The organism is Hyalangium versicolor (assembly GCF_020103695.1).
In the GTDB taxonomy this organism is placed as follows: Bacteria; Myxococcota; Myxococcia; order Myxococcales; family Myxococcaceae; genus Hyalangium; species Hyalangium versicolor.
Genome location: NZ_JAHXBF010000019.1, coordinates 93,538 through 119,446, shown reverse-complemented (window position 1 = coordinate 119,446; position 25,909 = coordinate 93,538). Strand labels below are relative to the sequence as shown.

The following is a 25,909-nucleotide window of genomic DNA, read 5'->3' as shown; positions in this document are numbered from 1 at the left end:
TGGCTGGGTGGCAGGGCCGGCACCGCGCATGGAGTGACGGATGGCGCAGTCCTCTCAGGGCTTGGAGCGTGAGCAGCACGACGGTGTCCCACTGAGCCAGGTCCCCATCGGCCTCATCGTCCGAGGCATGGTGGCCATTCTTCTCATGGTGGGCCTCGTCGGCGGCCTGCACGGCTACCTCGGGCTGCGGCTGGTTTTGGATCCGAACCTCGGCCAGCCCTGGGAGACGCTCGGCTATACCGCGCTGGCGCTGCTCTTCTGCTCCATCCCGCTGGGCTTCGTGGCCTCCCGGCGCAAGCCCACGCTGCTCAACCAGGTGCTGTACTGGACGTCCATGCTGTGGCTGGGCACCTTCGGGTTGCTGCTCAGCGCCGTGCTCGTGGCGGACATCGTCGGCGCGGTGTGGGGCCTCGTGGGTTCGGTGCCCGAGGCCCAGGTGTTCGCGCGCGGCAAGGCGGTGGCGGTGCTGGTGGTGGTGGTGCCGGCGCTCGCCTTCGCGTTCCTCACGGCGCGCGGCCGTGCGCGCGTGGAGCGGCTGACGGTCCCCGTGAAGCGGCTGGGCCAGGGCCTGCACGGCGTGCGCGTGGTGCAGATTTCCGACATCCACATTGGTCCCACGCTGGATCGGCACTTCCTGCGGCGCGTGGTGGAGCAGGTGAACGCGCTGGAGCCAGACATCGTCGCGGTGACGGGGGACCTGGTGGACGGCAGCGTGCGCACGCTGCGCGACGAGGTGGCTCCCCTCTCCGGGCTGCGCGCGCCGCTCGGCGTCTACTACGTCACCGGCAACCACGAGTACTACCACGGAGGCGCCGCGTGGGCCGCCGAGGTGGCTCGGCTGGGGCTCACCGTGCTGCACAACGAGCACCGCGTCGTCGAGCGCTCGGAGGCGCGGCTCGTCGTGGCCGGCGTGACGGACCATGAGGGCGGGCGGATTGATGCGGCGCATGCGTGCAGGCCGGATCTGGCGCTCGCGGGCGCTCCGGAGGATGTGCCTCGGCTGCTCCTGGCGCACCAGCCGCGCACGGCGTTCCTGGCCCGGGGGCTGGACGTGGATCTGCAGCTGTCCGGGCACACGCACGGCGGGCAGATCTTCCCCTTCATGTTCTTCGTGAAGCTCCAGCAGCCTGTCATTCGCGGGCTGGCGACCATCGCCGGCATCCGCGTGTACACCAGCCGAGGCACCGGCTACTGGGGGCCTCCGATGCGCCTGGGACCTGCTCCCGAGATCACCGAACTGACGCTCGTGGCGGAGTGAGAGCAGACCCCAGAAATGACACAGGGCTCCCGCTGGGATGAGACGGGAGCCCCATGATGGGCGGCTGAAGTGGGGGATGATGGCTTCAACCGCGATACAGCCATTCTCGAATTCTGTGTCCTACAAGTTGCGTCTTTGGATTATTTTTCCCCACAACCAGAGCGCGCCAGGGGGCCTTGGCCAAATGCCTGGAATGATGGGGCTGGGCAGGGGCAGACCTGTCAGAACCCCCGAGAATCTCTACCATTGAAGGTGGATGCAGCGGGGGAGGGCCTGCCGATGGGTGGATCTCAATGGGAGCAGGAGCTGAACTTCGACTGGCTGACGCCGCAGATGGCGGTGGGGGGCCGCTTCCCGATCGAGGCCGCTGAGCACCTGGTCTCGCAGCTGGGCATCCGCTACGTGGTCGACTTGCGGGTGGAGGACTGTGACGACGAGCACCTGCTGCGCGAGCACGGCATCACCCTGCTGCACCTGCCCACCCATGATCTGCGCGCCGTCAGCCTGCCGATGCTGCGCGACGGCGTGCAGTGGGTGACGAAGCACCTGTCGCGCGGCCACAAGGTCTACATTCATTGTGCGCACGGCGTGGGCCGCAGCGCGATGCTGGCGCTCTGCGTGCTGGTGGCGCAGGGAGACAGTCCGCTCGAGGCGCTCACGCGGGCCAAGCGCGCACGCTGGCAGGTGTCTCCCAGCCCCGAGCAGCTCGAGGCCTTCCTGACCTGGGCCGAGGACTGGCGCGCGAAGTACCGGCTCTCGTGGGAGCTGCCGACGTTCAACGCCCTGGCGGAGATCGCCTACAGCCACCTGCGCCGTCCGCCGCCCTCCGAGGAGTGAGGGGCCTCACGACTCCGAGTTCATGAGCCAGGTGCCCGCGAGGAGCGCGCCTCCCACGGCTCCCGGGATCAACGTGAACATGGAGCTGGTGAAGGCCACGATCACGCAGGGCACCGTGATGAGGAGGCCGACGATGGTCAGCCAGGCGGTCCCCAGGGCCTTGAGGCCCTTGCTGCCCGAGTTGTGCCCCCACACGGTGAGGGCCGCGGGAAGGAAGGTGGAGCCACCCACGAGCGCCAGGATGATCGCCAGGAACACGGACGAGCGCGAGTCCGCGGCGATGAGGAGGCCTACGATCAGCAACAGCACCCCCACGGCCATGACGAGCCCGAAGCCCCACATGCCCTGGGAGGTGGAGAAGAGGCTCCGCGGGAGTTCCCCCTCGCCCGGTCTCCTGTCGGAGAGCGCCTCGGGAGGAACCTCGAGCGCGTAGGGATAGCCGAGCGCCAACAGGGCCTTGACCGCGGCGGCCCGCACCGTGCGGCCATTGCTGCCGGTGTGGGCGGAGACGGTGGAATCCTCGAGGATGGACAGCAGCAGGTCGGCGCGCTCGCGAGGAGAGTTGTCCTCCGGCATGGGCCGCGCGAGCCCTCGGAGCAGCGCATCCACATCGTCACGGCCCGCGCCAGGCGCGCGGACCTCTTCCAGCAATGCGTTCAACGAGGGCAGCACCCTCACCGGCGAGGACATGCCGACATCGGAAGACATGCCGACATCGGAAGACGTGCCGACATCGTCGGAGGAGGTGGGAGGTGCGGGGCGAGAGCGTTCCACGGCAGGCACGAAGTCTAGCGGCTCTCGTGCGTCTCTGCTCGCCCCCGTCCCCGGAGTGTCCGCTGCCGCGCGGGCTCAGCGGGACTGAGCGTCGTGCTTCTGGACGGAGATGCGGCGGTTGAGCCGGTCCTGCTGGCGCTCGATCTTCGCGCGCTCGGCGGCGTCGAGGTGGCCGTCATCGGCGCGATCCTGGCGGATCTCCCGCTGGAGGGCCACGTGCTGCGCCTCGAGCCGCACCGCCTCGCGCTTCGTCAGCTCGCCGCTGTTCACGCCCTGGACGATGCGCGCCTGCTGGTTCGCCTGCCGACGGTCCGCGCGGGCTGCCTCGGCCGGAGTCGCAGCCATCAGGCCCACCACCGCCACCACCGCCAGCGAAATGCTCTTCACCATGATCGTTCTCCTTGGGTTCGCGCCGGCTGTGCCGGCATCGTCTCTGGAGACATGAACCCGAGCCCCGCGCGGAAGTTGCGGGAAAGATTTCACCTGGAAGTTCCAGGGTTTGGCTGCCATCCTCGGGGAGTGAGCACCATTTCCCATCCCGACTTCACGGCCGAGCGCTTCGCGCGGGCGCCGGATGCGCGCTTCGAGCCCGCGCCGGCGGACGGAGTCCTGCCCGAGGGTTTCTTCTCCACCACCAACCTGCCCACCTACGTGCGGGTGGCGGGGGGTTGGCGCATGCCGCGCGAGCCGCGGATGGATTGCGCGCTGGTGCTGGACGCGGCCGGTGAGCTGTGGACGCGCGAGGGGCGGCGCGTGCGCCAGGGCGAGAGGGTGGCCATGGGCCAGGCCGAGGACGGGAGCCAGGGCGTCTACGTGCACGCTTCGTGGCTGGGGGGCGGTGGGGAGGGCGAGTTCAAGTTCATGACGAGCGAGGTGTCTCGCGAGAAGCCCATCGACTACATCCGCATGGCGCGGCTGCTGCTCGAGGAGCGCGAGCGGGGCGGCTATCCGGTGTGGGTGACGGGGCCGGCGCTGGTGCACTCGCGGGCGCGCTCGGACATGACGTGGTTCATCCAGAACGGCTTCGTGGGCGCGCTGCTGGCGGGCAACGCGGTGGCGGTGCATGACATCGAGGCCTCTATCTTCGGCACGACGCTGGGCATGAGCGGTGCCGGCGAAGCGACTTCGGGCGGGCACGGCCTTCACATGCGCGCCATCAACCAGGTGCGCGCGGCGGGCTCCATCGCCAAGGCGGTGGAGCGGGGCGTCATCAAGGACGGCATCATGCATGCGTGCGTGGCGCACCGGGTGCCCTTCGTGTTGACGGGCTCCATCCGGGATGACGGGCCGCTGCCGGACGTGGTGACGGACAACCTGGCCGCTCAGGACGCGATGCGTCGACACACGATGAAGGCCACACTGGCGGTGATGATCGCCACGGCGCTGCACGCCATCGCCACGGGCAACATGCTGCCCTCGTTCGTCACGGAGGCGGATGGCTCGCTGCGAGAGCTGGCCACCATCTGCGTGGACTCGTCCGAGTTCGTCGTGAGCAAGCTGAAGGATCGCGGCACGCACCAGGCCTTCGGCGTCGTGACGAACGCCCAGGACTTCCTGCACATCCTCCGGCTCTTCGTGGAGCGCGAGCTGGCGACCCGCGGGTGATCGACCAGCCCTGTAATTTTGGCGTGTCCTGGTGGGGTGGGCCGCGAGGCGCTGGCGCGGCGGGGCTGGGAGGGCATGTCTCAACGTGCTACAAAAAGATCAACCCCTTGGAAGAGCTTCGAGTCCCCAAACGCCGCGTGATGGCTCAGATCGTCCTCCCGGGCGGAGAGGCGAGAGATGTGGCCGTGTTCCTGGCGGAGGCGGTGACCTTCGTGCACAGCGTCGCGATCGCCGTGGCGCGAGTGGATGCCCGCCACGAGCTGCGGGAAGTGGATCGGCTCACGATGCGCACCGAGCACGCGGTGGAGATCCGCCTGGTGGACGGGCAGCGATTGCAAGGCCTGTTCTCCTACGTGCAGCCGGAGGGGCGCAATCGGCTCACGGACTTCCTCAACGATGCGCCACCGTTCCTCCGGTTGCTGCAGGGGGACATGGTGGCGCTGGTCAACAAACGCCACGTTGCATACGTGGAAGCTCTCTCCCGCTGACGCCATGGCCAGGCTCGACCCCATCATCGAGAAGCTCTTCAAGGACGCCGGTCAGGAGCTGCTGATCGAAACCGGTGGCGGTGTGAACATGCGCACCCCCACCGGGCTCCTGCTGGTGCTGAAGCAGAACCTCACCACGCCGCAGATCCTCGGAGCGATCGCGGAGTTGGTGCCCGCCGAGCAGCGGGGTGCCTTCCCTCCCGAGGGCACGACAGCCTTCCCCTACGCCGCGCCCGCCGGGCAGGTGCAGGTGACGTTGGAGAACGTCCAGGGGCGGGTGAAGGTGTCGATGGTGCCCTCCTCCACGGTGCCCGAGCCCGCTCCGGAGGAGGAGAAGTTCGAGCTGGCCTCGCCGTACGAGATGCTCGATATGGCGGCCCAGGCTTCCGAGCCGAAGCCCATCCTGCAGGATGAGGCGGACCTGTCCATGCCTGGGCTGAGCACGAGCTCCACCGAGTTCGAGCTGGCTCCTTCGCTCGGGACCTACACGGCGCCTGTGGCGCCTGCGCCGGTCGCGGTGGCGGCGGTGCCGGTGGCTCCCGCGCCTGTGGCTGCTGCGGCTGCTGCGGCTCCTTTGGCTCGGCCTGTCGCGGTGACTCCCGTTCCCGCGCCATCTCCCGTGCTGGCGGAGCCTTCCGGTGTGAGCCCCGCGCCTGCTCCGGCAGCTCCGGTGGTGCCTTCGGCTTCGGCGGTCCGCACGGCTCCGGCAAGGCCTGTCACGATTCCGCCGGTGCCCATGGGGGCTTCGCAGGGCGCGGTGGCGGCCCCGTCGCGGACCTCCACTCCCGGGGCGGGGTCTGCGACGCTTCCTCCCGTGCCGGTGGCTTCGGCTCCGGCGGCGGCTCCGGTTCCTGCTGCTGGGCCGACGACGCTTCCGCCGGTGCCTGCCGGGGTTGTGCCTGCCGCGAGCGTTGCAGCTCAAGCAGTGCATGTCGTGCCCTCGGGGCCTGCGACGCTTCCTCCCGTGCCTGTAGCCACCGCGCCTGTAGCGGCTGCCGCGGCTCAGGCCCTTCCGGTGGCTCCCACTGGGCCGACGACGCTTCCGCCGGTGCCTGTCTCGGCGCCGTCACCGAGCCCCGCGGTGCCGGTGCCTGCGGGTTCGACTACACACGCTCCGGTGTCTGCCTCAGTGCCGTCGTCGGGTCTCGTGATGCCGGTGCCTGCGGGGCCGATCACGCACGCTCCGGTGTCTGCGTCAGTGCCGTCATCGAGCCTCGCGGTGCCAGTGCCTTCAGGGCCTGCCACGCATCCTCCGGTGCCTGTCTCTGCACCGTCGCCGATCGCGGTTTCGCCCGTGGCCTCCGCAGGACCGGCCACGCATCCTCCGGTGCCTGCCGCCTCCGCACCCGCCACTCCGAGCCCGACGGCCACTCCTGCCGTCGCCGTGACTCCGCCTCCGGCCTCTACGGTTGCGGCCCCGGCTCGTGTACTCACGCCTGCGTCCATGCCTGCCGTCGTGCCAGCTCCGGCGGTGGTGCCGGACGCTCCGAGCCCTGCCGCGCCAGGTCCCACGACCGGCCGAGTGGAAGTGCTCCGGGGGGACGCCGAAGCTCAGATGCTCGCCCTGTTGGAGGCGATGCTGGCCCGGAACGCCTCGGACCTGCACCTGTCGAGCGAGACGCTGCCGCACATGCGCATCGATGGTGACATGGTCCCCATCGAGGACTACGGCCTCATTGCACCCGCGCGCCTCCAGGCGATGATCTTCAGCATTGCCCCGGAGAAGAACCGGAAGCAGTGGGAGGAGTTGCAGGACACGGACTTCGCCTATGACACGGAGGCTGCCCGCTTCCGCGTGAACGTCTTCGAGGACCGCAACGGCATTGGCGCGGTGCTGAGGCAGATCCCCAAGAAGATCCGCACGGCGGAGGAGATCGGCCTGTCCCGGCACGTGCTGGACATGTGCTTCCTCACCAAGGGGTTGGTGTTGGTGACGGGGCCGACGGGCAGCGGCAAGTCGACGACGTTGGCGGCGCTGATCGACTACGTGAACCGGCACCGCGACGACCACATCATCACCATCGAAGACCCGATCGAGTTCGTTCACAAGAACAAGAGCTGTCTGGTGAACCAGCGCGAGGTGGGGGTGCACACGCGCTCGTTCAAGAACGCGCTTCGGGCGGCGCTGCGTGAGGATCCGGACGTGGTGCTGGTGGGCGAGATGCGGGATCTGGAGACGATCGCCACCGCCATCGAGACAGCGGAGACGGGGCACCTGGTGTTCGGAACGCTGCACACGAACACGGCGGCATCCACGGTGGAGCGGATCATCGACCAGTTCCCGCCGGACCGTCAGCCGCAGATCCGGATGATGCTGTCCGAGTCGCTCAAGGGCGTGATTGCGCAGACGCTGTGCAAGCGGATTGGAGGAGGGCGGGTGGCGGCACAGGAGGTGCTCTTGTGCACGGGCTCGGTGTCGAACCTGATCCGCGAGGGGAAGACGTTCCAGATTCCCTCGGTGATGCAGACTTCGCGCGGGCTGGGGATGGTGACGCTGAACGACTCGCTGCTGGAGTTGGTGAAGAAGAAGGTGGTGGAGCCGAACGAGGCGCTGAGCAAGTCCGTGTCCCGCGCCGAGATGCGAGCCATGTTGGAGCGCGCGGGATTCAAGGCGGACACCGCGACTTCGGCGGGTCCTGCTTCGACGGAGGCGGCTGCTCCCACGAAGTGAGGCTCGACAAGAGCGGAGCGATGAGGCGCTGGTGCTTCAGTGTGCCTGCTGGAGTGCCAGGCGCTGGGCTTCGCGGAAGAGCTGGGTACAGGAATAGTCGAGCGGTGCATCCAGTCCATTGAGCGCATGGCGCGCGCGCAGGAAAGGCAGCCACGCCCTGTCACCGACGATGACGGCGGATTCCTCGAGCTTGCGGCGGGGCACCCAGCGGCCACCGAGCAGATCCACGAGGCAGCGGCCGAGCCAGGCACCCAGGGCGGGGACGAGTGACTCTCGCTGCTCGTGGGTGATGTTCTTGCCCCAGCGTGATTTCCACAGGTGCCAGTCCAGACGAGGCAACGCCTCCGGAGTGCCATCCATGACCTCGGGCACCTTGGAGTGGAACAGGGCGATGAGCTGTTCGGCGTAGAGCCCGTCGTAGGTATCGACAGCGGCCTTCACGTTGTCCACGTCCGGCGCGGGGGCTTGGGAGGCAGGGAGCCACTCGGAGACGGGGGGAGGACGGTATTGGTTGAAGCGCTGGACGTTCTTGCGCATGCCTCCGAGCACACCTTCGAACTCCACTTCCTTGAGGAGGATGTCAGCGACATCGGAGTGGAACTCGATGGGGATGGGAGTGAACTCCAGGGAGCGTTGGCGGAGGGCGGTGAGGGTGGAATCCAAAGAGAGCTCGGGACGCAAGTGGACGAGAGCACGGGCCTGCGCGAGCCGAGCCTCTTCCGAGGCAAAGTCCAAGGGGGTGGGGCGGGTGAGCCAGAGAACGGCACCGTGGGGCAGTTCCTCCATGTGAGCGCACGGAGTGGAGAGCACGCGCTGGCGACCGATCTCCTCCACCAATCTGGGGCCATACACGTTGAGCCAGAAGACTTCTTGGAGATTGGGCTCAGCGAAGGACTGCTTCGTACGTGAATCGCTGCTCAACCAGAAGTCGGTGCGGCTGTGGCCCAGTCCGTGCGAGAGAGGCAGGAGGGAAGAGAGGGTACGCACGAGAGAAACGAATGGCTCGGTCCAAGGGCCATCACTGCGCGGATTGCGGAGAAGTGAGAAAGGCTCCAGCAGCAGCTCGATGGAGCAGAAGACGACGTCTTCGCTCGTTCTTCCTGTGATTGTGAGAATGACCGAGGGGGAGCGTGAACGCGTCAGCATGACAGTGGTGGTGTCGATGCCGCGAGCCTCTTGGAACCGCTTGCGCAGGAGTGGTCGGGAGTACTTCAGACGGGGACCCAGAAGGTACATCTCGTCCGGGCGGAGTCCTGCGTCCAGCGAGTCGATGACGTCCAGGAAGGGTTCCAGCCCTTTGAAACCTTTGCTCAGCGGGTCCGTGGAGGAGATGAGCTCGAGGAAGAACGAGTCCGTCTTGTTCCACGCGTCAGGGGACATGGAAATGGACTTCAACTTCGTAGCTATGTGCTCCTCTGGATAGGGCATTCTTGAGTGTGGGCGAGAGGCTCGTTCCGTCATAAACGAGATGCACTCGGGTCACGACCACTTTCTTCTGGAAGAGAGGGTGGCCCGGCCTGCGCACTTCAACGGTGCCGCCATACTTTGTCTTGGCCTCTCGGGCATCAATCCTCGACTGATTGTATGCCTCTTTATCGCTCATGGCGGAGAAGTCGCGCTGCTTCATGCTGAACGAATGGACGCTCGGGCGCATGCCGCTTCCCAGCGAGGCCTCGTCCAAGACGAGGGCGTCCGCGTAGGTGACGGTGTTGCTCCCCTCGGGCTTCAGGCCTGTGTTCTCCGTGACCCATGGCCGCTTCATGTCTGGCAGCCACGCTGGATTGCCTCCTGACGTTCGGGCTTGCTGGAGCACGCGCGTTGCGTTGCGCTGGAACTCCAACGAGCGCTGGAACCGTCCAAGGAAGGGCGAGTAGGCCTCCCACGTCAGCGGAGGCTTCACTTCGGCACGTCCTGCTGGAAGCGGACGAGTGCCGGAGAGTTCCTCGTAGCGTCGGGACCAATAGGCTACGTAGCTGGTCCACCGTGGACTGTCCGCCTCGACTCCAGAGGGAGGCCGAGTGCTGGACGGCCGGTAGTTGGCGAGCACCTCCAGGCGAGGCGGATGCCGAGCGCCTGCCTCCAGCGCCTCGGCCTCGGCCATGCGGGCTTCCAGGGCGGGGAGTTCCTCGACTGCGAGGCTCGCCTCCACTCCCGCCAGGGCAATGCTTCCGGCCTGCACCGGGCCCGGAGTTGCTTCAGCTGCAGCGGCTCCAGCTTCTGCCGCCTGGGCGACGCCCGCCTTGATCACCGTGCCTACCAGCAGCACGTCGAGGACCGCGGAGGTCACGACGTTGCGCACGTGCTGGACCTTGGCTCCCCGAGCGAAGCCATCAGCCATCACCTGGCGCAGGCGCAAGCCACCCGCTCCGTGTGAAGGCATGAACTCGTCCAGCTTGTGCCACTGCACCACGCAGGCCGGCAGGGAGCTGCAGGTGATGCCAGAAGCCTCGCTCGCCAGGTCCCTACCTGTCAGGAGGAGGGTCTCCTCCAACTGGCGGAAGAGGGCCTCGGCCCGAGTGTCACCCGCCTGCGCATCGGCATACACGCGCTCGAGGTGCTCGGCGCGGTGCACGAGCAGCACGGCGGAGCGATGACCCACGAGCGTTCCGTGGGCATCGCAGTACAGCGCATAGTCGAAGGCGGGAGGAACGTCCCTCTGCAACTCCTCGAGAGGGACAGCCTCGTGCTCGTCGCAGCGGCTGCCCAGCAGTGTCGTGGACAGCAGAGCGAGCACTGCCAGGAGCCGCAGGCGGGACATGTCTGCGAGCCTCGCACCGCCCGCGATCCACCAGAAGGACCGCCTGGGGATGGCGGGGCTCGGCCTCATGGCCGCCGCAAGAAGTCCCACGGAGCGCGGGGACTTTCACTCCGTCCTACGTGGGCGGGAGCGCACCAGGCGCCCCCGCCAGCACCCACAGCGCTACGGTGTGCTCTTGGCCGCAGGGGCCGCAGCACCCTGCTTCGTCCACTGATCCAACCAGCCCAGCACCGTCTCGTGCCACAGCACACTGTTGGCGGGCTTGACCACCCAGTGGTTCTCGTCCGGGAAGTAGAGGAACTTCGACGGGATGCCCCGCCGCTGGAGCGCGTTGAAGGTTCCCAGCGCCTGAGTCTCCACCACGCGGAAGTCCTGGCCGCCCTCGATCACGAGCATCGGCGTCTTCCACTTGCCCACGTGGTCGATGGGGTTGTGCTTGCTGTACGCGCTCGGGTTGTCCCACGGCGTGCCGCGGTGCTCCCACTCCGGGAACCACAGCTCCTCCGTGTCGAAGTACCCCATCCGCTCGTCCAGGATGCCGTCGTGGTTCACCAGGCACTTGAACCGGTCCGGCCAGTTGCCGGCGATCCAGTTGATCATGTACCCGCCGTAGCTGGCGCCCAGGGCGCACACCCGCTCGGCGTGGAGGAACGGGTAGCGAGCCGTCGCCGCCGCCAGTCCCTTCTGCAGATCCTCCAGCGGCTTGCCGCCCCAGTCATCCTGGATGGCATCCGTGAAGGCCTGCCCGTAGCCCGTCGAACCGTGGAAGTCCACGCTCACCACCGCGTAGCCGTGACCCGCGAACGCCTGCGGGTTCCATCGGTAGTGGAAGTGGTTGCTGTAGCTCCCCTGCGGCCCGCCGTGGATCAGGAACGCCACCGGGTATTTCTTCTTCGGATCGAAGTCGACCGGCTTCATCACGTAGCCGAACACCTTGTCTCCGTTCGCGCCGGAGAAGGTGAAGGCCTCGGAGTCGCCGAAGCGGATGGAGGCCAGCGCCTCCTGGTTCACGCGGGTGAGCTGGCGCGCATCCGAACCATCCACGTTGCTCGAGTACAGGTCCGTGGGGGACTTCAGCGTGTCGAACGCGTAGACGATGCGGCCTCCGGCGGCCGGCTGCACGTCCGCGGCGTAGCCCTCCTGGAGGAGGGGACGCACTGCCCCGCTCGCGACGTCGATGGCGAAGGCCGGGTGCTGGAGCTCGTTGTAGGCCGTGGTGAAGAGCGTCTTGCCGTCCGCGCTCCACGTGAGCCCCTCCGCCGAGCGATCCCACTTCTCCGTCAGCACGCGCTCCTTGCCGTCGGGCCACGAGCGGAGGATGACGCGCAGACGATCCGCCTCATAACCCGGGCGCTCCATCGCAAGGTACGCGAGCGTCTTCCCATCCGGGCTGAACACCGGAGCGGTGTCCGTGGCGCGGTTGCTGGTGGTGAGCTTGCGCGGCTGGCCCTGGCCGTCCGCCGAGGCGAGGAAGAGGTCCAGATCGGTGCTCCAGGCCTCCTGCCGGCCCACGTCCCGGGCGGTGAAGACCACGCCCTTGCCATCCGGGGTGAAGGTGAACTCGTCGGCTCCGCCGAAAGGCTTGCCCGGAGCGTCCGCATCCATGCCCTTCGTCACATCCACGGGCGTGCCACCGGCCACGGGCAGGACGAAGAGGTGCGAGCGGCGCCCGTCCGCCCACGTGTCCCAGTGTCGGACGAAGAGCTTGTCGTAGATGCGGCCGGAGCTCTTGCTCTTGGCTTTCGCCTCCCGACGCTGCGTAGTGCACTCCAGGGTGGCGCAGTCGGGGAAGACCTCCAGGGCCACTGCGAGCCGGGTACCATCCTGAGAGACGGTGAAGGCGTTCACGTCCAGCGGGAGCTTCGTCACCTGCTGGGGCTCTCCGCCGTCGATGGGCAGGCGCCACACCTGCGAGGAGCCGCCTCGAGAGGACAGGAAGAAGAGGCTGCGGCCATCCGGTGCCCACACCGGCTGGTTGTCGCTGTCCGGGTGCGAGGTGAGCTGCCGTGCGCCAGAGCCATCCAGGTTGACCAGCCACAAGTCATTGCGGCCGCGGTTGGCCTCCAGGTCCGTGCTGCGCAGCACGAAGGCGATGCGTTGGCCATCCGGGGAGACGCGCGGATCACTGAGTCGGCGCAGGGTGATTTGATCCTGGACGTTGTAGGGGTGGGGAGAGGTGGCGGGGGCAGCCGTGAGCGCCAGGGCCGCCAGGAGCGACAGGGGCAAGGTTTCCTCCGAGTCGGAGTAACGGGTTCCATGCGCCGCGCCGGCAAAGGCACGGCGGCGGGGAACGTGCCTGCTTCACTCGCGCCTGTCCACTGCGAGCAACCGCCGCGTCTCCTTCAGGCGAGTGCATCCGTGCTCCGACGCACCAGGTCGGGGCTGCACTCCGAGGAGGGCCGGGCAGAGGGCGCGCGTTTTGGCACAACAGGTATGACAAGCAGACCGGTGGGTTTGAACCGCTCCCGGCAGGGGCGAGGCTGGGACTCGCGCGTTGGCGAAACCTGTCTGACAGGTGGACAGGTTCGTCCGGAGCCCGCCCGGAGGGGGCGTCGAGCTGGGTGGAGGCCAGAACACGGGGTGAGGCGAGGTGAGGTGGCGGGCTTGGACGGCCCGTGCGGTTCCTGCGGAGCTCGCGCGGCCCCGTGATAAGTGCGGGGCGATGCTGAGAACAGTGACGGCGACCAGATACGTGACGCCGCTGCGCGAAGGTGGCTCGGTGCCGGCCATCGTCGAGGCGGATGACTCAGGGCTGTACGTCCTGAAGTTCCGAGGCGCGGGACAGGGGCTCAAGGCGCTCATCGCCGAGGTGCTGGCAGGTGAGCTCGCACGAGCCATGGGGCTGCGCGTCCCGGAGCTGGTCTTCATCCAGCTGGACCCGGTGCTGGGCCGGGCCGAGCCGGACGGCGAGATTCGAGACCTGATCAAGGCCAGTGGAGGGCTGAACCTCGGGCTGGATTACCTGCCAGGCTCCATCACGTTCGATCCCGTGGTCGGCCCCACGCCCGCCGCCGAGGAGGCCTCGGACATCGTCTGCTTCGATGCGTATGTGACGAACGTGGACCGGACCCCGAAGAACCCGAACATGCTGCACTGGCACAAGTCGCTGTGGCTCATCGACCACGGCGCGGCCATGTACTTCCACCACTCGTGGGCGGAGTACCTGGAACGCGCCCGCACCGCGTTCGCCCCTATCAAGGACCACGTGCTACTGCCCTGGGCCACGGCGCTGAGGGCCTCGGAGGCCGCTCTGCGCGGCAAGCTGACGCCCGAGGTGCTGGAGCGCACGGTGGCGTTGATCCCGGACGAGTGGCTGGGGACAGAGGAGGCGTTCCCCAGCAAGCAGGAGCACCGGGCGGCCTACCTCGCGTGGCTTCGCGAGCGCCTGGAGGCATCCCCCCGTTTCATCGAGGAGGCGGAGCGTGCCCGCGCGCAGCTCGTTTGATTACGCCATCGTCCGCGTGGTGCCGCGCGTGGAGCGTGGCGAGTGCATCAACGCGGGCATCATCCTCTTCTGCCTGACCAGCCGCTTCCTGTCAGCGAAGGTGGAGCTGGACGAGCCGCGTCTGCTCGCGCTCGCGCCTGACGTGGACGTGGAGCTGGTGCGCAGCCACCTGGAGGCGATTCCGCGCATCTGCGAGGGAGGAAGGAAGGCGGGCCCCATCGGCCAGCTGCCCCAGAAGGAGCGCTGGCACTGGCTGGTGGCTCCGCGCAGCACCATCATCCAGACTGCGCCCGTGCACTCCGGGCTGTGCGAGGACCCGACGCGGGCCCTCGAGCACCTCATGGACACCATGGTGCGCCTGCGCCCCACGGGAGCACAGGCGCCCCGGTGACACCGACGCTCAGGCCGCCGAGTCCACAGCGGACGGCGGCTTCTGCAGCGACTCCACCGAGTCCGGCACGAGGCCCACGCCACCGGTGAGCACCTGGCGCTTCTGGGGGCCCGGGCGGGTGATGCGGCTGTAGAGGCTCAGGGACGGATCGAAGATGAACTTGAGCAGCAGCCCCGTCCACGAGCGGTGCCACACCAGCGTGTCGTAGTACTCGGGAGCCAGCGCCTTCACCTGGGGCAGCCGGTTCCACGGCACGGCGGAGAAGTCATGGTGCTCGTTGTGGTAGCCCACGTTGAGCGCCGTGAGGTTCCACGGGCCGTAATAGGAGTACGTCTCCTGCGGGTGGGAGATGATGAAGTGCTCCTGGATGAGCCGGCCTCCCAGCGGGTGCAGGCCGATCGAGAAGAAGATGCTCAGCACCACGTAGAGGAACGCCCAGGGGCCCATGAAGTAGAGGACGGCCGCATCCACCGCGAACACGGCGAGGGCGTTCACCACCGTCCAGGGCTCCCAGAAGTTGATCAGCTTGGAGAAGCGCGGCATGCGCAGCGCCTGCATCAGCGGGAAGAAGGCAATCCACATCGCCTTCATGAAGGTGCTGTTGCCCACCAGCTTCGCCTCGGCGTGCGAGGGCAGGTCCGCATCCAGGTCGAACTCGCCCTGGTGGCGGTGGTGCACCAGGTGGAAGCGCGTGAACGTCACCGCGGACGGAATCACGTGCACCAGGTCCGCCCCGATGGCCGCCAGCAGGTTCGCCGTGCGCCCCTTGAAGATGAGGCTGTGCGTGGCCTCGTGGATGATGACGTAGCAGGTGTTGTTGACGATGGCGCCCAGCGTGTACGCCGCCAGGACGATCACCCACCAGGGCTGGTTGCGCACCGCGAACGCCATGCCGAACTGCAGCACGAGGATCAACGGGACGAACAGCCCGGTGGCCGGGGTACGTCCGAAGAGCTTCTGCACCTGCGGGTGGGCCTTGAGGATGGCCTTGGTCCGACCCGGATGCGGCTCGGGGCCCTGGACGACCTCGTACTCCGTCGGAGCTGGCTTCGACATCGAACCTCCCGTTTCCCGGTGCAAAAACAGGAGGCTCCTATCGTCGGACTGGAGGGCAAGTCAACGTTGACTGCTTGACTGCCCCCCGTGCACCCGCTCAGAAGGCCTCTTCGGGTACCTCCATGAGGTCCAGCGCGCTCTGCTCCACCATGCGCGCGGCGTGGGCGATGTGGGGCAACACTTCACGGCAGAACCACCGCGCCGAGGCCAGTTTGCCCGCGTAGAAGGCCTTGTCGCCGGGGTTCACCTTGGTGCGCTCCAATGCCACGGCGGCGTGGCGCACCAGCAACCAGCCGATGACGACCTCCGCCACCGACATGAGCACCCGGTTGCCCTGCATGCCCGCGTGGTAGAGCGACTCGCCCAGCTTGCCCATGAGCGCCCCGAGCATCGTCTCCAGGCCCGTGAGCGCCTGGCTTAGCGCGGCCCGCTCCGCCTCCAACTCCTTGCCGCCCAGCTCCGACTCGGCCGTCTGCCGCACCTGGCTCAGCAGCCCCTGGAGCGTCGCGCCGCCGTCGCGCGCCAGCTTGCGCAGGATGAGGTCCAACGCCTGGATGTGGGTGGTGCCCTCGTACAGCGTGTCGATCTTCTGATCTCGGATGTACTGCTCGATGGGGTAGTCCGCCAGGTACCCCGAGCCGCCGAAGCACTGGAGCGATACCCCCAGCAACTCGAACGCCTTCTCCGAGCAGTAGCCCTTCACCAGCGGCAGCAGCAAGTCGTTGAGCGAGTCCAGCTCCGCTGCCGCCAGCGCCCGGTGGCCGCCCTTGATCTCCACCTGATCCTGGATGGAGGCAGTGAAGAGGGCCAGGGCGCGCATGCCCTCGGCGTGAGCCTTCTGCGCCATGAGCATCCGCCGCACGTCCGGGTGGTGCATGATCGTCACCCGCGGCGCGGACTTGTCCCGCCCGGCCAGCAGATCCGCGCCCTGCTTGCGCTCCTTGGAGAACTCCAGCGCGTTCAGGTACGCGGTGGACAGCGTGGCCATGGACTTCATGCCCACCGCCATGCGCGCCTGCTCGATGATGTGGAACATCTGCCGGATGCCCTCGTGCACCTCGCCCAGCAGCAGGCCGCGCGCCGGCTTGCCGTCCCCGAACGTCAGCTCGCACGTGACGGAGCCCTTGATGCCCATCTTCTTCTCGAGATTGGTGCACACCACCCCGTTGCGCTCGCCCAGGCTGCCGTCCTCGTTCACCCAGAACTTGGGGACGATGAACAGCGACAGGCCCTTGGTGCCTGGCCCCGCGCCCTCGGGCCGCGCCAGCACCATGTGGATGATGTTGTCCGACGCGTCGTGCTCCGCGCTGGTGATGAACCGCTTCACGCCTTCGATTTCCCAGATGTCCCCACCGACATTGCGGGCCGTGGCTCGCGCGGCGCCCACGTCGCTGCCGGCGTCCGGCTCGGTGAGCACCATGGTGCCAATCCACCGCTTCTCGTTGATGTGAGGCAGGAAGCGGCGCTTCTGCGCCTCGGTGCCCAGCCGATCAATCACGTGCGCGACGAGCGTGCCCAGCGTGTAGAAGGCCACCGCTGCGTTGGCGCCCACCAGCAATTCGAAGGTGGCCCAGCACAAAGTGGGCGGCGCCCCCAGGCCTCCCATGTGCTGCGGCAGTTCGAGCTCCGGCATGCCGGATTCGTAGTAGGCGGTGATGGCGCGCTTGAGCAGCGGAGGCAGCGTCACCTGCCCGTTCTCCAGCACCGGAGGCGTGTGCTCGGACTCGCCGAAGCTGGGCGCCACCTCGTTGAGGCACACCTGTTGGACTGTCTCCAGCGTCTGCCGCGCCGCCGTTTCGTCGATGTCGCCGAAGGCGCCCTTGCCCAGCGAGGTGTTGCCGATGTCGAGGAACTCGAAGAGGTTGAACTGAAGGTCTCGCAGGTTGGGCTTGTAGTGGTTCGGGGACGACATCAGGCAGGCTCCTGCGCCGGTCCGGGATCAGGGCCGGCGGCTGGGGATGAAGGGCCCCAGGCTACCGTGTGTGCGCAGTGACGGCGAGGTTCCCCACCGCCCCCATCCAGTTGCGTCCCCAGAGGGAGCGCTGGCGTCCATTTACAGTGAAAATGAGATTTTCTGGAATTATTGGTTGCGCAGCTTAGTAGAAACCTTCATATAGCTGGACTGAAAACTTGCAGCCGGATGCGAGCCCTTTCTGTGGATCGGCCCCCGTTCTCGGGCGCTCGCCTGGCCAGGGATTCCCACTCAATCCCGGGTGGGCTTTCAGGAGGCAGGAGCCCCATGACGCGGGTGAACCCACGCATCGAGCCAGATCAACGCAGAGTCGTCAGCCCCCGCGGACGTGCTTCACCTTCCGCGAGAAGCCGTGGAGCCCTGTCCTCGCTGTTCACCCTGTGCGCGGTGCTGACCGCCTGCGAGGCGAGCCAGCCCGGCGAACTCGAGAAGACCGTTGCTCCTACGAGCGCCAGGAGTTCCTCCGCCGCGCTGGAAGCGTTGGCCGAGAGCCCGGTGAGTCCCGTGCCGGTGGCCAACGCTTGGGAGCCACACTCGGCGATCGCGGCAGGCAATGGCATCTACCTCGTTGTCTGGACGGAGCGCTCCAGCCAGACCGGTGGTGCGGACATCCTGGGTGTTCGCATCAACGCCTTGGATGGCACGTCGCTGGATGCCAGCCCTCTCCCCATCGCCACGGGCCCTGTCGATCAGACGGCGCCCGCGGTGGCCTTCGACGGCAACAACTTCCTGGTCGTCTGGGAGCAGAACACGCAATACGGCGACCACTTCATCCACGGGACGCGCGTGAGGGCCTCGGATGGAGCCGTGCTGGATACACCCTTCGTCATCAGCCACATCCCTGATGGGCGCTATGGCACCTATCCCCAGAATCGGCCCGCGGTGGCTTTCGATGGGACGAACTACCTGGTCATCTGGGAAGGCGTCACCCCACGCTCCACCATCTACGACTACGCCTTGGCCATTCAGGGCACCCGCGTGAGGGCCTCGGATGGGACATGCATCGAGTCCACCCGCTTCATCATCGCTGCACCTGTCGGAACCATCGACCTGCCACTGGGGGTTCGTGCCCGCGTGGCCTACGCGGATGGGAACTACCTGGTGACGTGGGCGAAGGATGGGAACCTCTTGGCAGCCCGTGTCCAGGCCCAGGATGGCCAGGTGCTGGACACCAACCCCATCACCGTATCGTCGTCTGGCAGTTTTCCGGCAGTGGCCTCCCGGAGCGGTGAGTTCCTCGTGGTGTGGTACGGGGGGGCCACCCTGCGGGCCCGGCGTCTGAACTCCTCGAGTGGCGCTCTGCTGGATTCGACGGACATCGTCGTGGGCCAGAACCCCGTAGGGTTGCCCGAGGTCACCTTCGACGGGCAAGACTATCGGTTCATCTGGGAGAGCGTGCGCGGCGGCATGGGCCTCAAGTATGTCGCCTCGCAGATGTCGACGCAGGGGACGGTGACGGCGGGTGCGGAGGTTGAGCTCTCCAACCTGTCCATGAACACGGCCCTGGAGCGTGGGGCGATCGCCGCGGCGGCTCCGGGACTCGTGCTGACGACCTACTACGAAGCGGATCCCGTGACCTCGATGACTCGCACCATGCGACGGGTCCTGAAGGAGCCGCAGGCGTGCGAGTCACAGGCTCCCACCCTCACGCTCACCGGTGCCGCGGAGCTGACGTTGGAGTGCGGCTCGGGCCCCTACAACGATCCGGGCGCCCAGGCTGTCGATGGGTGCGGCAGCTCGCTGGTGGTGCGTGGGTACAACACGGGTCACGACTCGAGCGGTCCGGGCCCCAACCCGAGCCTCGAGGGCACCTACCAGATGTCGTACGCCGCGTGGGGGGCCAATGGGCTCACGGCGACCGCGTCGCGCACGGTGATCGTGGACGACCGGACGGCCCCGACGCTCACGCTCCTGGGCTCGGCGACCATGACGCACACGTGCGGCAGCCAGTGGGTGGATCCGGGCGTGACGGCGACGGACGCGTGCTACGGGAACCTCACGCCGCAGGTGTGGAAGACCGGCGAGGTGAATGGCTGGGCGGTGGGCACGTACACGGTGACGTACACGGTGACGGACAGCGGCGGCAACAGCGCCACGCCCGTGACGCGCACCGTGAACGTCGTCAACTGCCCCTGGTAGTGAACAAGACGGACACTGCCTGTCCCCTCTCCGTGGCACGGGGAGGGGACAGGGCGTCGCGGGTGCATGGTTCTCCTCGCTGACTGCCTGCCCAATGAGGTAGAGGGGACGGCATGAAGAGCGCACAGGAGTCCCTGGACCATCTCAAGGAAGGAAACCGCCGGTTCGTGAATCACCTGCGGAGCGCCGAGGTGATGATGAGCCAGCTCCGCCGAGGCGAGCTGGTGAAGGGGCAGAAGCCCTTCGCCATCATCCTTGGGTGCTCGGACTCGCGAGTGCCCGCGGAGATCGTCTTTGACCAGGGGCTTGGAGACCTGTTCGTCATCCGCGTCGCGGGCAACATCGTCGCGCCGTCGCAGGTGGGCAGCGTCGAGTTCGCGGCCGAGGCCTTTGGCACCCGGCTGGTGGTGGTGATGGGGCACACGCTCTGCAGCGCCATCGACATCACGCTCAACGTCATCGACAACTCGCAGGCGCCCATCTCGCCCAACCTGCACTCCATCGTGGACCGCGTCCGGCCCGCCATCGAGGGACTGGTGCACACGGAGCTGGCCAAGGACCGCACCCGCCTCATGCGCGAGGCGGTGCGCGCCAACGTTCGGGCGGCGGTGAACCACCTGAAGCACGGCTCGCGCATCCTGGAGCGGATGGTGTACGAGGACGGGCTGCGCGTGGTGGGCGCGGAGTACAACCTGGAGAGCGGCGAGGTGGACTTCTTCCAGCTCTGAGCGGGCTCACTGCGCATCAGAGCCAGCGGATCCACTCGCGGACGAGGGCCTCCAACGCTGCTTTCCTGGCAGCAATGTCCTTGCCAGCACCGAGCGTCACGAGACAGCGGTCCTTGGCGAGCCACTCCAACAGCCCGGCAGGATCGTCGATGCGGATCCCCGTGGTCGCGGTGGCCTTTACCTTGGCGCCCATGTGGAAGACCAGCTGAAGGCGGTCCGTGGAGCGGAGGTGGAAGGTCGCGAAGAAGTCCGTTGTCCGAAAGCTGGGAGCCTTCCATTTGATGGCCTCGCGGATCGCGGGATCGGCGCCGAGGATGATCTTCCGGACGGCCTCGATCTCCTTCTTCAGAGGGTGATCCAGTTCCTCCAGAAAGGACACGACGGCCGGATCCGTCTGCGAGCTGTCGGGCCCACCCTTCGTGGTTCGCTTGGTGGCGGGTTCACCAGACGAGCGCTGAGGGGACGCGCCCTTTTTAGTCCTTACGCGCTGCTGGGGCGGCTTCTCGGGTGTGCGTTTCATGTTGGCGGAAGTCTCCTTCGAACTATTGGCCGCGTGGATGGGTCCCATCCGGCGGGGATATTTCAACCGGACAGAGGGCCTTCTTAGTTTGTGCAGCGGTGGCGGTGCTCATCACTTCCCCGTGTCTTGGAGTTCTGCACATGCACAAACATCGTTTCATGCTCTCCCTCCTGGCGTCCGTTGCCACGCTCTCGGGAGGCTTCGCAGCCCCCTTCGCCGAAGCTTCCCCTCCTGCGGCGGAGTGGAAGGCTCAACTCCCCGGCGTCTATCGCTTTCGCCTGGGGGACTTCCAGATCTCGGTCCTGTCGGACGGCAGTGTTCCCCAGGACCTCCACGCGCTTCTGACTCGGACCACGCCCGCGGAAGTGGACAAGCTGTTGCAGCGTTCCTTCCTGAAGAACCCTGTCGAGGCCTCGATCAACGCCTATTTGATCGACACCGGCTCGCGCCTGGTTCTGGTGGAGACCGGCGCGGGCTTGCTGTTCGGGCCCGGCTTGGGGGGCAAGTTGATCGCCAGCCTCGCCGCTGCGGGCTACCGGCCCGAGCAGATCAACGACATCCTGATCACCCACATCCACGCGGATCACTCCGGAGGGCTCGTCGATGCCACGGGCATGGTGTTTCCGAACGCCACGGTGCATGTCGGCAAGGCCGACGTCGACTTCTTCCTGAACCCCGCCAACATCGGCGCTGGAGGGTATGACCGGAAGTACTTCGACGGGGCGGTCAAGACCGTGGGGCCCTATATGCGCGCTGGCAAGGTCAAGCCCTTCACCAGCGCCGGGGAGATCCTGCCAGGCATCACGGCGATTCCCACGCCGGGCCATACGCCGGGCCACAGCTTCTATCTGATCGAGAGCCAGGGGCAGCAGCTCGAGGTGTGGGGCGACATTCTCCACTTCGCCGCCGTGCAGTTCCCCAAGCCGTCGGTCACCATCGTCTATGACGTCGATCCGAGCGCTGCGGCCGCGCAACGGGCCAAACAGTTCTCCTTGGCGGCGACCCAGCGAAAGCTCGTGGCGGGGACGCACCTGCCCTATCCCGGCATCGGCCACGTAAGGGCGGAGGGGAGCGGATACATCTGGGTGCCGATCGATTACTTCGATCGCGATAATCGGTAGGTCCTTCACGGTGCTCAGGTCTGGCGCGCGATCTGGAAGAGCCGCTCGCGCAGCCAGGCGTGCGCTGGATCTTCCTGATTGCGGGGATGCCAGAATGCCGTGAGGGTGATCGGGGCCAACTCCAGGGGCGGCTGCACGAAATCGAGCTGGCGCGCGAAGCGATGGACGAAGCGGCTCGGCAGGGTGCTGATGCAGTCGCAGCTGGCCAGGATCACGGGCGCCAGGGCATAGCTCTGGATGGACACCGCCACGCGGCGCTGCCGGCCGAGCGAGGCCAGCGCCGCGTCGACCACGCCTGAGAATCCACCTCCATCCGAGGAGATCATCAGGTGGTCCAGGGAGCAGAAGGTGTCGAGGTCGATGGGGCCTTTTCCACGGGGATGGCCCTTGCGCTGAGCAGTCAGGAAACGATCCTCGAACAGCGGGCGGCGGAGCAGATCGCCGCCCACCGCGTTGTCGGGGAGACCGATCGATACATCCACGGTGCCTTGCTCGAGCTTCTCGAGGATGTCACGACCCGGTTGGATGAGGGCCATGCGAGCCGCGGGCGCGGAGGCCAGCAGCCGTGGGACGAACCCGGGCATCAGGATGGCTGCGGGGTTGTCATGAATGGCGATGACGAAGGTTCGCCGGCTGCGCCTGGGATCGAAGACCGGGGGGCCTTCCATGATGCGTCGCAAATGGGCGAGCGCATCGGCCAGAGGTTGCTGCATCTCCGCCGCGCGCGGAGTGGGCACCACGCCCCGCCCATGGGAGGCGGGGACGAAGAGCGGATCCGCGAACAGGCTCCGCAGTCGGCTCAGGCGGGCTGAGAGTGCCGGCTGGCTGAGCTTCAGCCGCGCCGCCGCGTGCGTCACATTGCGTTCTTCCAAGAGCGCCTCCAGTGCGAGCAGGAGGCGGAGGTCCACCTGGCTGAGATCCATCAGGTAATGATGCAGATCTTCAAGCCGAACGCCTCCGTTGACGCACTGGGATTCGAGAGCCTCGTCACCCTCCGTCGCTCTTCGTCACCTTTCGACAGTCCTCGACGATCGACGTCACTCAGAGTGTCTGTGCTTCCGGCTTCATCAAGGAATTCAAGCTGATACGGAAGTCCCGCTTCCTGGCACGGACCCTGCTGATGGGCCGTGCATCCGGGTTCAGGCACCAGCGCCTGTCCTCCGGCTCTCTGAAAGGAATGCATGATGCACAGGCTCATCTCCCACGCTCTGGCCCTCCTCACCGTGGTTGGCACGTTCTGGGGCGGCGCGGCGCACGCACAGAGCTTCACCTGCGGTCCCTACGCGTTCACGTACGAGGTGCGCTCTGGCACCTCTGTCGTCGGCGTCCGCTGCGTGAAGGTGGTGGATGATCGGTCCTTCACCTTCTACGGAGAGGGTCGCTGGGGCGCCACCGAGTATCGGCACCTCGGCTATGCCATCGGCGACATCTTCAACGGGGGAAGGAACTTCCGCGGGTGGTCCGCGGACATTTACGGCAATGGAGAGGACACGGCGGGCTTCGCCAACGGCACGTTGACGCTCACCTCGACGGCGCCCATCAGCTCCGGGCCGGCCATCGTCCAGGTCCGCGGGGCGTACACCGAGGACTGGTATCGCTCGACGAGCAACGTCGCGCTGGGCTTCACGCGGCTGCCGTTTGACGTGCGGTACTGTGGCGGCAACCTCGAGCAGATGTGGGTCCCCGCGATGGACGGGAGCTACCACGTCCGCTGCCTGCTGCACGCGGATGGTCACACCAACGAGCCGGCCGCATGGTACGGCGCGGGTTATCGCAGCACGTCCCGTTACGAGCACCTGGGCACGGCCATCTTCCAGTGGGATGGGCCTCGGTGGGGCTCGACGGATCTGTGCATCTCCGGCGCGCACTACTGCGGCTACACCAACTACGGCTCGCTGGGCCTCGCGCGGCAGTCGGACACGAGCATCATCGTGACCGGCGCCTGGGGTGAGCACTGGCTGAGGTTCTGAGCCTCGCTCGGGCCATCAATTTCTTCTTTCGCCTGGGGAGGAGGGTTAGACACGCGTTCTCACCCTCTCCCCAGGAGTTGACGATGAAGCACCTCTTGCCCCTCCGACGCCTTTCCTGGAATGCGCTCACGCGTCGCGGGCTCATGCGAAGCGCACTCGCGGCAACCCTTGCGGGGGTCTTGCTCTCGGGGTGCAGCCTCTTGCGGAACCAGCCTCCGTCCTCCGGCTGGTACGCGAGCTGGGCCGCTGCCCAGCAGGACTACAACGAACCGTTTCCCGCACCGCCGCCGCCCCTCTCGTTCAACAACCACACGGTCCGGCAGATCCTGCACATCTCGATCGGTGGAGAGCAGGTGCGCGTGCGCTTCAGCAACCTGTTCGGCAAGAGCTCGCTCAAGATCGATGGCGCGCACATCGCTCGCTCCGCGGGCGGTGCCAGCATCGCGCCGGGCACGGACACCGAGCTCAAGTTCAGCGGGAGCACGTCCGCGGAGGTCGCTCCTGGAAGTGAGCTGTGGAGCGATGCCGCGGCGCTCGAGGTGAAGCCGGAGGACAACCTGGCGGTGAGCGTGTTCCTGGCTTCGGAGACCCCTGTGGCGACGGTGCACTCGATCGCCCTGCAGACCCAATACGTGGTTTCTGGCAACGCCCTCTCCGCCGAGAACCTCGCCCAGCCTGAAGAGCGAGCCTCGTACTACTTCGTCTCGGGGTTGGATGTGCAGCGCAGCGCCCAGGCTCGCGTGGTGGTCGCCCTCGGCGATTCCATCACGGATGGGGTGGGCACCACCCCGAACACGAATCACCGCTGGCCCGACATCCTGTCTCGCCGCCTGCAGGCCGATGGGAGCGTGGGCACCGTCAGCGTGGTGAATGCGGGCATCGCCGGCGGCCGGATCCTCACGGATGCCATCGGCCCGAAGGGCGTGGGCCGCTTCGACCGCGACGTGCTGGGCCAGAGCGGCGTGAGCCATGTGGTCTTCGTGCTGGGAATCAACGACATCGGCTTCCCGGCCTTCGTGCCCGACCAGGTGGTGACGGTCGAGCAGATGACCGCGGGCGTGCAGTCGATGATCGACAAGGCCAAGGCCCGAGGCGTCAAGGTGCTTGTGGGCACGTTGCTGCCTTTCAAGAACGCGCAGGCGGTCGGCCGGCCCTATTACTTGCCGGAGTTCGAGGCCAAGCGTCAGGCCTACAACGCCTGGGTTCGCTCCAACCCCGGTATCGATGCGGTGATCGATTTCGACAAGGCATTGCAGGATCCCGCCGACCCACTGGCCCTCCTGCCGGCCTATGACAGTGGAGATCACCTGCACCCGAGCGACAAGGGCGCCGAGGCGATAGCGAACGCCGTGGAGCTCAGCTTGTTCAAGGTCGCTCCCTGAAATCCAGCTCAGGGAAACAGGCCAGCGGGCACCTGTCCGCTGAGCCTCATGAGCTGAAGTTTGAGGATGGCGGCGACGCTGATTGAATCGGTGATCTCTCCCCGCTCCACCATGGCGAAGGCTTCGGAGAAGGGGAGACGCCGCACCTGGAGCTCCTCCGTCTCCTCCGGCTGGGCCTGCGTCTTCGACAGGGACCACGCGAGGTAGCAGATGCTCAGCTCATCGGTGACGCTGTTGGACAGGTGCATCCGCAGCAACTCCTGCCAGGAGCCGGCCACGAGCCCCGCCTCCTCTTGAAGCTCGCGCTTCGCCGCCAGCAGGGGATCGTCGCCCAGTTTGCCGCCGCCCTCCGGAAGCTCCCAGCTGTACCGGTTCAGCGGGTAGCGGTACTGCCCCACCAGCCACGTGTAGCCCTCCGCATCGATCGGAAGCACTCCGATGGCCAGGTTGCGGAAGTGGACCGTCCCATAGATGCCGGGCCGACCCTTGGGGTTGAGCACCTGGTGCTCCGTCACGCGGATCCACGGGTTCTCGTATTGAACCTGGGAAGAGAGCGTGGTCCACGGGTTGCGCTCGGCGTCCTCTGTCATGCGCCTCATCCTGGCATGTAGGCAGTCATGACTGACGCAGGAACTCGATACTCAAACGACACATGTAAGCCTGGAGGAGCGTCTCTTCACGCCCAGTAGACTGTCTTGTTACTTCTCGGGTAATTCTTATAGGTCGCGATTTCCTCACTTGACGAGAACATCCAGATAGAAAGACTATCCGCGCTGCCATTCCTGCCCTGATTC

Annotated in this window: 22 protein-coding genes; 12 read left to right on the top strand and 10 right to left on the bottom strand. The window is 66.9% G+C overall.

Annotation, left to right across the window (positions count from 1 at the left end; translation table 11 throughout):
* Positions 1–40 precede the first annotated feature (40 nt).
* Together KY501_RS34600 and KY501_RS34595 are read left to right on the top strand one after the other, a co-directional pair.
* Positions 41–1,258: a metallophosphoesterase gene (locus KY501_RS34600; protein ID WP_224367970.1), complete on the top strand. Its 1,218-nt coding sequence runs from the start codon at positions 41–43 to the stop codon at positions 1,256–1,258.
* 279 nt (positions 1,259–1,537) lie between these two features.
* On the top strand, positions 1,538–2,095 hold the full coding sequence (locus KY501_RS34595; protein ID WP_224367969.1) for a protein-tyrosine phosphatase family protein: 558 nt from the start codon (positions 1,538–1,540) through the stop codon (positions 2,093–2,095).
* A gap of 6 nt (positions 2,096–2,101) precedes the next feature.
* Here KY501_RS34595 and KY501_RS34590 read toward each other — a convergent pair whose 3' ends face one another.
* Together KY501_RS34590 and KY501_RS34585 are read right to left on the bottom strand one after the other, a co-directional pair.
* Entirely contained in the window at positions 2,102–2,803 is a 702-nt protein-coding gene (locus KY501_RS34590; protein ID WP_224367968.1) for a hypothetical protein, read from the bottom strand.
* A 141-nt stretch (positions 2,804–2,944) separates the two neighbouring features.
* Positions 2,945–3,259, bottom strand: a complete 315-nt coding sequence (locus KY501_RS34585; RefSeq protein ID WP_224367967.1) for a hypothetical protein — start codon at positions 3,257–3,259, stop codon at positions 2,945–2,947.
* A gap of 129 nt (positions 3,260–3,388) precedes the next feature.
* Between KY501_RS34585 and KY501_RS34580 the strand changes: the two genes are divergently transcribed.
* From KY501_RS34580 to KY501_RS53745, 3 genes are all read left to right on the top strand, one after another.
* Positions 3,389–4,474 carry a putative NPN-dependent ornithine cyclodeaminase gene (locus KY501_RS34580; protein WP_224367966.1) on the top strand — a complete coding sequence of 362 codons (1,086 nt, stop codon included), beginning with the start codon at positions 3,389–3,391 and terminating at the stop codon, positions 4,472–4,474.
* A gap of 107 nt (positions 4,475–4,581) precedes the next feature.
* Positions 4,582–4,962 (top strand): hypothetical protein, encoded by a 381-nt coding sequence (locus KY501_RS34575; protein WP_224367965.1) that lies wholly within the window; start codon positions 4,582–4,584, stop codon positions 4,960–4,962.
* 4 nt (positions 4,963–4,966) lie between these two features.
* Positions 4,967–7,633: a type IV pilus twitching motility protein PilT gene (locus tag KY501_RS53745; protein ID WP_304608673.1), complete on the top strand. Its 2,667-nt coding sequence runs from the start codon at positions 4,967–4,969 to the stop codon at positions 7,631–7,633.
* A gap of 36 nt (positions 7,634–7,669) precedes the next feature.
* Here KY501_RS53745 and KY501_RS34565 read toward each other — a convergent pair whose 3' ends face one another.
* From KY501_RS34565 to KY501_RS34555, 3 genes are all read right to left on the bottom strand, one after another.
* Positions 7,670–9,013 (bottom strand): hypothetical protein, encoded by a 1,344-nt coding sequence (locus KY501_RS34565; RefSeq protein WP_224367964.1) that lies wholly within the window; start codon positions 9,011–9,013, stop codon positions 7,670–7,672.
* Positions 9,003–10,391 (bottom strand): hypothetical protein, encoded by a 1,389-nt coding sequence (locus tag KY501_RS34560; protein WP_224367963.1) that lies wholly within the window; start codon positions 10,389–10,391, stop codon positions 9,003–9,005. Before KY501_RS34560 ends, KY501_RS34565 begins: the two co-directional genes overlap by 11 nt.
* 162 nt (positions 10,392–10,553) lie before the next feature.
* The gene (locus tag KY501_RS34555; protein WP_224367962.1) at positions 10,554–12,617 is read right to left on the bottom strand and encodes an alpha/beta hydrolase family protein; all 2,064 of its coding nucleotides are present in this window, start codon (positions 12,615–12,617) and stop codon (positions 10,554–10,556) included.
* A gap of 436 nt (positions 12,618–13,053) precedes the next feature.
* On the opposite strand from KY501_RS34555, the gene KY501_RS34550 reads away from it, so the two are divergent.
* Both KY501_RS34550 and KY501_RS34545 read left to right on the top strand, forming a co-directional pair.
* Positions 13,054–13,836, top strand: coding sequence for a HipA family kinase (locus KY501_RS34550; protein WP_224367961.1), 783 nt, complete (start codon positions 13,054–13,056; stop codon positions 13,834–13,836).
* Positions 13,814–14,227, top strand: coding sequence for a DUF3037 domain-containing protein (locus KY501_RS34545; protein WP_224367960.1), 414 nt, complete (start codon positions 13,814–13,816; stop codon positions 14,225–14,227). The genes KY501_RS34550 and KY501_RS34545 overlap by 23 nt, the downstream gene beginning before the upstream one ends.
* A 9-nt stretch (positions 14,228–14,236) precedes the next feature.
* Here the strand turns inward: KY501_RS34545 and KY501_RS34540 are convergent, their stop codons facing one another.
* Positions 14,237–15,283: a fatty acid desaturase gene (locus KY501_RS34540; protein WP_224367959.1), complete on the bottom strand. Its 1,047-nt coding sequence runs from the start codon at positions 15,281–15,283 to the stop codon at positions 14,237–14,239.
* 97 nt (positions 15,284–15,380) lie between these two features.
* Positions 15,381–17,195 (bottom strand): acyl-CoA dehydrogenase, encoded by a 1,815-nt coding sequence (locus tag KY501_RS34535; RefSeq protein WP_224367958.1) that lies wholly within the window; start codon positions 17,193–17,195, stop codon positions 15,381–15,383.
* 327 nt (positions 17,196–17,522) lie between these two features.
* On the opposite strand from KY501_RS34535, the gene KY501_RS34530 reads away from it, so the two are divergent.
* Both KY501_RS34530 and KY501_RS34525 read left to right on the top strand, forming a co-directional pair.
* Complete coding sequence (locus tag KY501_RS34530; protein WP_224367957.1) at positions 17,523–19,394, top strand: DUF5011 domain-containing protein; 1,872 nt, start codon at positions 17,523–17,525, stop codon at positions 19,392–19,394.
* Between the two features lie 113 nt (positions 19,395–19,507).
* Complete coding sequence (locus KY501_RS34525) at positions 19,508–20,122, top strand: carbonic anhydrase (protein ID WP_224367956.1); 615 nt, start codon at positions 19,508–19,510, stop codon at positions 20,120–20,122.
* Positions 20,123–20,138: 16 nt separating this feature from the next.
* Here the strand turns inward: KY501_RS34525 and KY501_RS34520 are convergent, their stop codons facing one another.
* Positions 20,139–20,642 (bottom strand): DUF1801 domain-containing protein, encoded by a 504-nt coding sequence (locus KY501_RS34520; RefSeq protein ID WP_224367955.1) that lies wholly within the window; start codon positions 20,640–20,642, stop codon positions 20,139–20,141.
* 140 nt (positions 20,643–20,782) lie between these two features.
* Here KY501_RS34520 and KY501_RS34515 point away from each other — a divergent pair, with 140 nt between their 5' ends.
* Complete coding sequence (locus tag KY501_RS34515; protein WP_224367954.1) at positions 20,783–21,763, top strand: MBL fold metallo-hydrolase; 981 nt, start codon at positions 20,783–20,785, stop codon at positions 21,761–21,763.
* A 14-nt stretch (positions 21,764–21,777) separates the two neighbouring features.
* On the opposite strand, the gene KY501_RS34510 is transcribed toward KY501_RS34515, so the two are convergent.
* Complete coding sequence (locus KY501_RS34510; RefSeq protein ID WP_224367953.1) at positions 21,778–22,686, bottom strand: LysR family transcriptional regulator; 909 nt, start codon at positions 22,684–22,686, stop codon at positions 21,778–21,780.
* A 258-nt stretch (positions 22,687–22,944) separates the two neighbouring features.
* Between KY501_RS34510 and KY501_RS34505 the strand changes: the two genes are divergently transcribed.
* Together KY501_RS34505 and KY501_RS34500 are read left to right on the top strand one after the other, a co-directional pair.
* The gene (locus KY501_RS34505; protein WP_224367952.1) at positions 22,945–23,733 is read left to right on the top strand and encodes a hypothetical protein; all 789 of its coding nucleotides are present in this window, start codon (positions 22,945–22,947) and stop codon (positions 23,731–23,733) included.
* A gap of 200 nt (positions 23,734–23,933) precedes the next feature.
* Complete coding sequence (locus KY501_RS34500; protein ID WP_224367951.1) at positions 23,934–25,115, top strand: SGNH/GDSL hydrolase family protein; 1,182 nt, start codon at positions 23,934–23,936, stop codon at positions 25,113–25,115.
* Positions 25,116–25,123: 8 nt separating this feature from the next.
* Here KY501_RS34500 and KY501_RS34495 read toward each other — a convergent pair whose 3' ends face one another.
* Complete coding sequence (locus KY501_RS34495; RefSeq protein WP_224367950.1) at positions 25,124–25,705, bottom strand: NUDIX domain-containing protein; 582 nt, start codon at positions 25,703–25,705, stop codon at positions 25,124–25,126.
* Positions 25,706–25,909: the final 204 nt, after the last annotated feature.